The organism is Streptomyces sp. NRRL B-24572 (assembly GCF_002156145.1).
Lineage (GTDB): Bacteria > Actinomycetota > Actinomycetes > Streptomycetales > Streptomycetaceae > Streptomyces > Streptomyces vietnamensis.
Genome location: NZ_MWIG01000728.1, coordinates 1 through 7,387, shown reverse-complemented (window position 1 = coordinate 7,387; position 7,387 = coordinate 1). Strand labels below are relative to the sequence as shown.

Here is a 7,387-nt window from a genome sequence, read left to right as displayed (position 1 = left end):
GCCGTGGCGGCCCCGGGCGCCTCGGGTGCCTTGTGCCCGGCCGCGGGTGCGGTCGTCTTCGCCGGGGCGGGAGCGGCGGCCGCGGCGGGCTCCTCCACCGTGCAGCCGGTCACCAGGAGGGCGACGGCGGTCAGGGCCGCCCACAGCGCGATCGTCTTCTTCACGCGCTGTGGGATGCCCGAAGCGGTCGAAAGGTTGCTCTATTTTCGGTCGCGCGTCGCCCGTGTGAGCTATTCGACCGATTCGAAGCGCCAGCGGTGGACCGGACGGGTGATCAGCTCCGCGTCCGGCTCCGGCAGCTCGGGCAGTTCGGCGTCGAAGGTCTCCGCCTCCCACCAGGTGAGGACGAGGACCCGGTCCTGCGGGGCCCGGAAGAGCTCCCGGCGGAGCGGCTCGCGGGCGAGGACCCGCGCCCGCGCCCACTCCAGGAGCTCGGCGCCCCGGCCCTGGGCGGCCCTGGCCTCCCACATGAGCGTGAGCCTCACGAGTACAGGTTCTCCTTGCTGACCTCGTGCACGTGGTCGTGGTCGTGCGAGTGGGAGTGGGCTCCCGGCACGTGCGGGTCCGTCACCGGCAGCGAGGAGTCCGCCGACAGCTCCAGGTCCGAGGCCGGCCGGTTGCGGGCGACCATCTCGGAGCCGAGGGCCGCGACCATCGCGCCGTTGTCCGTGCACAGGCCGGGACGCGGCACCCGCAGCCGGATCCCGGCGCGCTCGCAGCGCTCCTGGGCGAGGGCGCGGAGCCGCGAGTTGGCGGCGACGCCGCCGCCGATCATCAGGTGGTCGACGCCCTCGTCCTTGCAGGCCCGGACGGCCTTGCGGGTGAGCACGTCGACGACCGCCTCCTGGAAGGACGCGGCGACGTCCCGCACGGGCACGTCCTCGCCGGCCGCCCGCTTGGCCTCGATCCAGCGGGCCACGGCGGTCTTGAGGCCGGAGAAGGAGAAGTCGTACGCGGGGTCCCGGGAGCCGCTCAGACCGCGCGGGAAGGCGATCGCCGCCGGGTCGCCCTCCTTGGCGAGCCGGTCGATGACCGGTCCGCCGGGGAAGCCGAGGTCGAGGACGCGGGCGATCTTGTCGAAGGCCTCGCCGGCCGCGTCGTCGATGGTGGCGCCCATCGGCCGTACGTCGGAGGTGATGTCGGCGGAGAGCAGCAGCGAGGAGTGCCCGCCGGAGACGAGGAGGGCCATCGTCGGCTCGGGCAGCTTGCCGTGCTCCAGCTGGTCGACGCAGATGTGCGAGGCGAGGTGGTTGACGCCGTAGAGCGGCTTGCCGAGGGCGTAGGCGTACGCCTTGGCCGCGGAGACGCCGACGAGCAGCGCGCCCGCGAGGCCGGGACCGGCCGTCACCGCGATGCCGTCGAGGTCCTTCGGGGAGACGCCGGCCGTCTTCAGGGCGCGCTCGATCGTCGGGACCATGGCCTCCAGGTGGGCGCGGGAGGCGATCTCGGGCACGACGCCGCCGAAGCGGGCGTGGGTGTCGACGCTGGAGGCGACGGCGTCGGCGAGGAGGGTGGTTCCGTGGACGATGCCGACGCCGGTCTCGTCGCAGGAGGTCTCGATGCCGAGTACGAGCGGTTCGTCAGCAGCCATCTGAATCAGTCTCTGTTCCTTGAACGTCTGTTCCCTGGACGATGTGTCGCATCACGAGCGCGTCCACGTTGCCGGGCTGGTAGTAGCCGCGGCGGAAGCCGATGGGCTCGAAGCCGAAGCGCTCGTAGAGCTTCTGGGCCCGGGTGTTGTCCACGCGCACTTCGAGGAGGACCTCTTCGCACTCGAAGGCGGTCGCGGCCTGGAGGAGGTCGGTGAGGAGCCGGGCTCCGAGGCCCGTGCCCCACTGGTCGCGGGCGACGGCGATGGTCTGGACGTCGCCGAGGCCGCCGGCGGCGGCGAGCCCGGCGTAGCCGACGAGCCGGCCGGACCCGTCCTCGGCGACCACGTAGTGGCGGGTCGCGCGCGGCCCCCTGGCGTGCGCGAGCTCGGACCAGAACATCCCCTCCGACCAGGCGTCCTCGGGGAACAGCTCGGCTTCGAGCGCGAGCACGGCCTCCAGGTCCCACCAGCGCATCTCACGGAGCACGGTGCTCACCTGGGCGCTCACTTGGGGGTGACCACCTTGTAGTTCTTCGGCACCTGCGCGTCGGGGCGGCGCAGGTACATCGGCAGCGGGTCGAGGAAGCCGTCCCCGCCGGCCGCGAGCTTCTCCGCGGCGAGCCCGGCGAGCGCGGCGGCCGACTGGTGCTCGGGCTCGCGGGCGTCCGGGAAGGCCTCGGGGTAGAGGAGGGCGCCCGCGCCGACGACCGGGAGGCCGGCGAGCTGCTCGGCGATGTCGGCGGGCCGGTCGACGGACGCGTCGGTCACCCGCGTACGGGAGTCCTCGTACCGCGCCCAGTAGACCTCCTTGCGGCGCGCGTCCGTCGCGACGGCGAAGGGCTCGTCGATCCCGGAGGCGTACGCGAGGCCGTCGAGGGTGCACAGGCCGTGCACCGGCACGCCGAGCGCGGACGCGAAGGCCGCGGCCGTGACGAGGCCGACCCGGAGCCCGGTGTACGGGCCGGGGCCGACGCCGACGACGATCCCGGTGACCGCGTCGAGTTTCAGTCCGGCCTCGGCGAGGACCCGGTCGACGGCGGGCAGCAGCAGCTCCCCGTGGCGGCGGGCGTCGACCTGGCTCGACGAGGCGACGACGGCCTCGCCGTCGTGGAGGGCGACGGTGACGGCGGGGGTGGCGGTATCCATGGCGAGCAACAGCACGCGAACAGCCTACGGCTCCCGGGCACGCTGCCCCGAACCTCGGTCCGGCGGCTGCTACCGTCACCCTTCGATACGTTCGTACGAAAGGTGGGCACGGTGGCACGGAGCAGCTCGGGATTCGTGGCCGGGCTCACGGCGGCGGCCGTCGCCGCGGTCTGCTTCCTCGCCTACCAGGCCTCGGCGAACGCCCCCGTCGATCTGTCGGTGAAGCCGCGGACGTCGGGCACGGCGGCTCCCTCGGTCTCGCCGAGCGGCGGCCCGAAGCAGCCGGCCAAGGACCCCCTCGCCGTTCCCGCGGACTCGGGCAGCGGGGAGCGGGTCGTGTACGCGCTGTCCGACCGCCGGGTGTGGCTCGTGGACGCGCAGGGCAAGGCGACCCGTACGTTCAGGGTGTGGCCGTCCACGGTCGACCCGGTGGCGGGCGCGTACAAGGTGTCCTCGCGCTCGGGCTCGGTGCAGGGCTCGGACGGGGTGCCGATCGAGCACGTGGTGCGGTTCGCGACGAACCAGGACGTGGCGATCGGCTTCAGCGCGGCGGTCGACGGCTCGACGCCGTCCCCGGACCCGGCGCGGAAGACGGGCGGCATCCGGATGAAGCGGGCCGACGGGGACGCGATGTGGACGTTCGCGGTGATCGGCGCGAAGGTCGTCGTCGTTCCCTGACCGTCGCGCCCCGAGCGTCACCCCTGGCCGTCGCTCCCCCGAGCCACCACGTCGAGCCGCTACGTCCCGTACGGCTTCTAAGCCGCCTCGTCCCGTAGGGCTTCGTCCTCTTCCGCCCGCTCGGACGGCTCCGGCGGCGGGGTCGAGAGGGCCCGGGCGGCCGCGCAGGACGCGAGCAGCTCGCTCATCGAGACGTGGTCCCGGCCGGGTTCCGCGCGTTCGGGCGTCGCCATGCATGCCTCCCGTAGGTTAGGTACACCTAACCAGCTCGTGCATCCATGTGACCACGCCTCGTACGACCCACGCAACACCTTCCCGACACGTTGTCGGAACCTACGTCAGAAGGCGGCCAGGTCCTCGTCGGCCCAGCGCGTGCCGATCCCGCGCAGCACGACCGTGCGCCGGTCGTCGTCGGTGTCGCCGGTCACCCGGTGGATGAGCAGGTGCAGCCGGTCGTCGGTCAGCTCCTCGACCTTGCCGTCGCCCCACTCGACGACGACCACGGACTCGGGCAGCGAGACGTCCAGGTCGAGGTCCTCCATCTCGTCGAGACCGCCGCCGAGCCGGTACGCGTCGACGTGGACCAGGGCCGGGCCGCCGACGAGGGACGGGTGGACGCGGGCGATGACGAAGGTCGGGGAGGTGACGGCCCCCCGCACGCCGAGCCCCTCGCCGAGGCCGCGGGTCAGGGTGGTCTTCCCGGCGCCGAGCTCACCGGTGAGCATGACGAGGTCGCCGGGCCGGAGGATCTTCGCGAGCCGGCGGCCGAGCTCCTGCATCTGCTGCGGGGACTCGACGGAGAGGGTGGCGCCGGAGACGGGCGGATGTGCTGCTTCCATACGAGCAAACCTAGCGCGTGCGGAAGCCCTCCCCGGCCGGGACGGCACCGGCCCGCACAAGCAGGTCGGCCAGCCGGTCGGTGACCGCCTCCGGGTGCTCCAGCATCACCAGATGGCCCGCGTCCGGGACGATCACCAGCTCCGCGTCCGGCAGCAGGGCGGCGATGGCCTCGGTGTGCGAGCTGGGGGTGACCAGGTCGTTGTCCCCGGCGAGCGCGAGCACCGGCAGCTCTCCGAAGGCGGCGAGGGCGGTGGCCTTGTCGTGCTCGGCGAAGGCCGGGTAGAAGGCGGCGACCACGTCGATCGGGGTCGACTCGATCATCCGCTCGGCGAAGCGGGCGACCGCGGGGTCCACGTCCTTCGAGGCGAACGAGTACTTCTTGATGAGACCCGCGAAGAGGTCGGCGGTCGCCCGGCGCCCGCGCTCGACCAGTTCCGCCTGGGAGCCGAGGGCCCGCAGGACGCCCGGCAGGACCCGCCGGACGGCGTTGACGCCGGCGATCGGCAGCCCGTACGTCACCTCTCCCAGCTTCCCCGCCGAGGTGCCGACGAGGGCGACGCCGACGACCCGGTCGCGGATCAGCTCCGGGTACTGCGCGGCGAGCGCCATCACCGTCATGCCGCCCATGGAGTGCCCGACGAGGACGAGCGGGCCCTCGGGCGCGGCCGCGTCGAGGACGGCCTTGAGGTCGCGGCCGAGGAGGTCGATGGAGACGGGCGCCCCGTCGGGCCCTGTCTGGGAGACCCCGTGCCCGGAACGGCCGTGGCTGCGCTGGTCCCAGTGGACGGTACGGACGAGACCGCGCAGGGCGGCCCGCTGGAAGTGCCAGGAGTCCTGGTTGAGGCAGTAGCCGTGGCTGAAGACGACGGTGACGGGAGCGGGCTCCCGGCGGCCGAAGAGCCGACGCCTGCGGGCGGCCGGGGCATCCGCCTCGACCTCGTCCACCTCGTAGTGGAGGACGGTCCCGTCGTCGGCGACGACCCGGCCGGGAGTGCCGCGCAGATCGCCGTACGGGCCGGTGGCGTCCAGGGCGAGCCGCGCCTTCTGCCGTACGGAACGGCCGACGGTGAGCCGCTCGACGGCGACCCCGGCGGCCGCACCGGCGGCGAGGACGCCTATCGCGGCACCGGCGAACCCGGCCTTCCGCCAGCTGCTGCCGCTCGACTCCGCCATGGCGGGCTACTCCCCCAGGTAGACGCGCGGGACGCGCGCCCCGATCCGGGTGACGATCTCGTACGCGATGGTGTCGGCGGCCACGGCCCAGTCCTCGGCCGTCGGCTCGCCCCGGTCGCCGGGGCCGAAGAGCACGGCCTCGGTGCCGGGCTCGGGATCGTCCCCGCCGAGGTCGACGACGAACTGGTCCATGGCGACGCGCCCGGCGACGGTGCGGACGCGGCCGCCGACGAGGACGGGCCCGCGCCCGGAGGCGTGCCGGGGGATCCCGTCGGCGTACCCGAGCGGGACGAGCCCGAGCGTGGTCTCGCCCTCGGTGACGTAGTGGTGGCCGTAGCTCACGCCGTGCCCGCCGGGAACGTGCTTCACCAGCGCGACGCTCGCCTTGAGCGACATGACGGGCCGCAGGCCGAGCTCGGCGGAGGTGCCGAGCTCGGGGCTCGGCGAGACGCCGTACATCGCGATGCCGGGCCGGACCAGGTCGAAGTGGGCCTCCGGCAGGGTGAGGGTGGCCGGCGAGTTCGCGATGTGCCGGACCTCGGGGCGCACACCCGCCTGCTCGGCGTGGTCCAGCATCGAGCGGAAGACGTCGAGCTGGGCGGCGATGGACGGATGGTGGGGCTCGTCGGCACAGGCGAAGTGCGACCAGAGGCCGGTCACCTTGACGAGCCCGTCGACCTCCGCCTTCAGGGCGGCCTCGACGAGCTCGGGCCAGTCGGCGGGCTGGCACCCGTTGCGTCCGAGCCCGGTGTCGGCCTTGAGCTGGATGCGAGCGGTCTTCCCGACGGCCCTCGCGGCCTCGACGACCTCGTCCAGGGCCCACATCCCGCTCACGGACATGTCGAGCCCGGCCTCGATGCCCTGGTCCCAGGGGTCGCCGGGGGTCCAGAGCCAGCACAGGACGGGAACGTCCGTGATCCCGGCGGCCCGCAGGGCGAGCGCCTCGTGCGGGGTGGCCGTGCCGAGCCAGTCCGCGCCCGCGTCCAGGGCGGCGCGGGCGCAGCGCAGGGCGCCGTGTCCGTACGCGTCGGCCTTGACCACGGCCATGATCCGGACGTGGGGGGCGACGCGGGCGCGCAGCGTGCGGACGTTCGCACGCAGCGCGCCGAGGTCGATCTCGGCGCGGGCCCTGGGGGGCGGAGGTGTCTCAGTCATCGCGCCCAGTCTCTCAGGTGTCAGCTGCCGGGCCGCTTCCCCCAGATGTAGACCCGGTCACCCTTGCGGAGGACGCCCCAGAGTTTCCGCGCGTCGGCGTAGCTCAGATTGACGCAGCCGCGGCTGCCGCCGGGCGTGGCGAGCTGCCCGTACACGGCGTGGAAGGCCTGGCCGCCGCTGAAGAACTGGGAGTACGGCATGGGGGTGTCGTAGATGGACGACCAGTGGTCCTTGTGGCGCCAGTAGACGGTGTGCCAGCCGGTACGGGTGGCGTAACCGGGGCGTCCGGTCCGCACGTTGACGACCGGATACGTCACCTTGCTCCCCTTTCGCACCCACATGAGCTGACGGTCGAGGTCGACGCAGGCGACGGCGTACGTCTTCACGGGGCAGCGCCGGCCGGGGTCGAGGCTCTTCCGGGCGGCCAGCAGCTCGGCGCGGGCCCAGGTGACGGGCCCGGCGTAGCCGACGGCCGGCTTGATCTTCTCCTTCACCTGGAAGGCGCGGATGGCGCGGCAGTCGGCGCCGGACTGCTTCCCGTCGACGGGCAGCCCGAGCAGCCGCTCGACCCGCCGCTGATGGATGCTCGCCCCGGCGGTGCAGGCGGCCCCGACGGCCCCGACGGCACTGCGCGGCAGATACTCGACGAGCCCGTCGACGTCCTGCTCGGGCTCGGGCACGGGGATGCCCTCGTCCTCCTCCTCGTGCAACGGCGGCAGCACCTGATCGGGGGTGTCCATCGGATACTCCGCCCGCCCTCCCCCGACGACTCCGGGGACGAGGGGGTCGGGTTCGGCGGCGAGG

10 protein-coding genes are annotated in these 7,387 nt (G+C 73.5%); 1 reads left to right on the top strand and 9 read right to left on the bottom strand.

What is annotated here, in order from left to right:
* Positions 1–230: 230 nt before the first annotated feature.
* The 4 genes from CCN56_RS34620 to tsaB are packed head-to-tail and all read right to left on the bottom strand — an operon-like array spanning position 231 to position 2,752.
* Positions 231–470, bottom strand: coding sequence for a hypothetical protein (locus CCN56_RS34620; RefSeq protein WP_174518335.1), 240 nt, complete (start codon positions 468–470; stop codon positions 231–233).
* Positions 471–481: 11 nt separating this feature from the next.
* The gene (tsaD, locus tag CCN56_RS34615; RefSeq protein WP_086831765.1) at positions 482–1,591 is read right to left on the bottom strand and encodes a tRNA (adenosine(37)-N6)-threonylcarbamoyltransferase complex transferase subunit TsaD; all 1,110 of its coding nucleotides are present in this window, start codon (positions 1,589–1,591) and stop codon (positions 482–484) included.
* Positions 1,581–2,066, bottom strand: a complete 486-nt coding sequence (rimI, locus tag CCN56_RS34610; RefSeq protein ID WP_179200087.1) for a ribosomal protein S18-alanine N-acetyltransferase — start codon at positions 2,064–2,066, stop codon at positions 1,581–1,583. Before rimI ends, tsaD begins: the two co-directional genes overlap by 11 nt.
* 29 nt (positions 2,067–2,095) lie before the next feature.
* Positions 2,096–2,752: a tRNA (adenosine(37)-N6)-threonylcarbamoyltransferase complex dimerization subunit type 1 TsaB gene (tsaB, locus tag CCN56_RS34605; protein ID WP_086831764.1), complete on the bottom strand. Its 657-nt coding sequence runs from the start codon at positions 2,750–2,752 to the stop codon at positions 2,096–2,098.
* Between the two features lie 120 nt (positions 2,753–2,872).
* On the opposite strand from tsaB, the gene CCN56_RS34600 reads away from it, so the two are divergent.
* Entirely contained in the window at positions 2,873–3,415 is a 543-nt protein-coding gene (locus tag CCN56_RS34600; protein ID WP_086831763.1) for a hypothetical protein, read from the top strand.
* A gap of 77 nt (positions 3,416–3,492) precedes the next feature.
* Here CCN56_RS34600 and CCN56_RS43620 read toward each other — a convergent pair whose 3' ends face one another.
* The 5 genes from CCN56_RS43620 to CCN56_RS34580 all read right to left on the bottom strand — a co-directional run.
* Positions 3,493–3,648 carry a hypothetical protein gene (locus CCN56_RS43620; RefSeq protein WP_179200086.1) on the bottom strand — a complete coding sequence of 52 codons (156 nt, stop codon included), beginning with the start codon at positions 3,646–3,648 and terminating at the stop codon, positions 3,493–3,495.
* 105 nt (positions 3,649–3,753) lie between these two features.
* Positions 3,754–4,254: a tRNA (adenosine(37)-N6)-threonylcarbamoyltransferase complex ATPase subunit type 1 TsaE gene (gene tsaE / locus CCN56_RS34595; RefSeq protein ID WP_041130798.1), complete on the bottom strand. Its 501-nt coding sequence runs from the start codon at positions 4,252–4,254 to the stop codon at positions 3,754–3,756.
* 10 nt (positions 4,255–4,264) lie between these two features.
* Positions 4,265–5,428: an alpha/beta fold hydrolase gene (locus CCN56_RS34590; protein WP_086831762.1), complete on the bottom strand. Its 1,164-nt coding sequence runs from the start codon at positions 5,426–5,428 to the stop codon at positions 4,265–4,267.
* 6 nt (positions 5,429–5,434) lie between these two features.
* Complete coding sequence (alr, locus tag CCN56_RS34585; RefSeq protein WP_086831761.1) at positions 5,435–6,583, bottom strand: alanine racemase; 1,149 nt, start codon at positions 6,581–6,583, stop codon at positions 5,435–5,437.
* Positions 6,584–6,603: 20 nt separating this feature from the next.
* The coding region (locus CCN56_RS34580) for a L,D-transpeptidase (protein ID WP_107484271.1) at positions 6,604–7,387 on the bottom strand (784 nt) is incomplete at its 5' end.

Bases quoted from the DNA above. Each gene is read 5' to 3' on its own strand.
- CCN56_RS43620 (WP_179200086.1), bottom strand. From the start codon at position 3,648: ATGGCGACGCCCGAACGCGCGGAACCCGGCCGGGACCACGTCTCGATG.
- CCN56_RS34620 (WP_174518335.1), bottom strand. From the start codon at position 470: ATGTGGGAGGCCAGGGCCGCCCAGGGCCGGGGCGCCGAGCTCCTGGAG.
- CCN56_RS34590 (WP_086831762.1), bottom strand. From the start codon at position 5,428: ATGGCGGAGTCGAGCGGCAGCAGCTGGCGGAAGGCCGGGTTCGCCGGT.
- tsaE (WP_041130798.1), bottom strand. From the start codon at position 4,254: ATGGAAGCAGCACATCCGCCCGTCTCCGGCGCCACCCTCTCCGTCGAG.
- rimI (WP_179200087.1), bottom strand. From the start codon at position 2,066: ATGCGCTGGTGGGACCTGGAGGCCGTGCTCGCGCTCGAAGCCGAGCTG.
- alr (WP_086831761.1), bottom strand. From the start codon at position 6,583: ATGACTGAGACACCTCCGCCCCCCAGGGCCCGCGCCGAGATCGACCTC.
- tsaD (WP_086831765.1), bottom strand. From the start codon at position 1,591: ATGGCTGCTGACGAACCGCTCGTACTCGGCATCGAGACCTCCTGCGAC.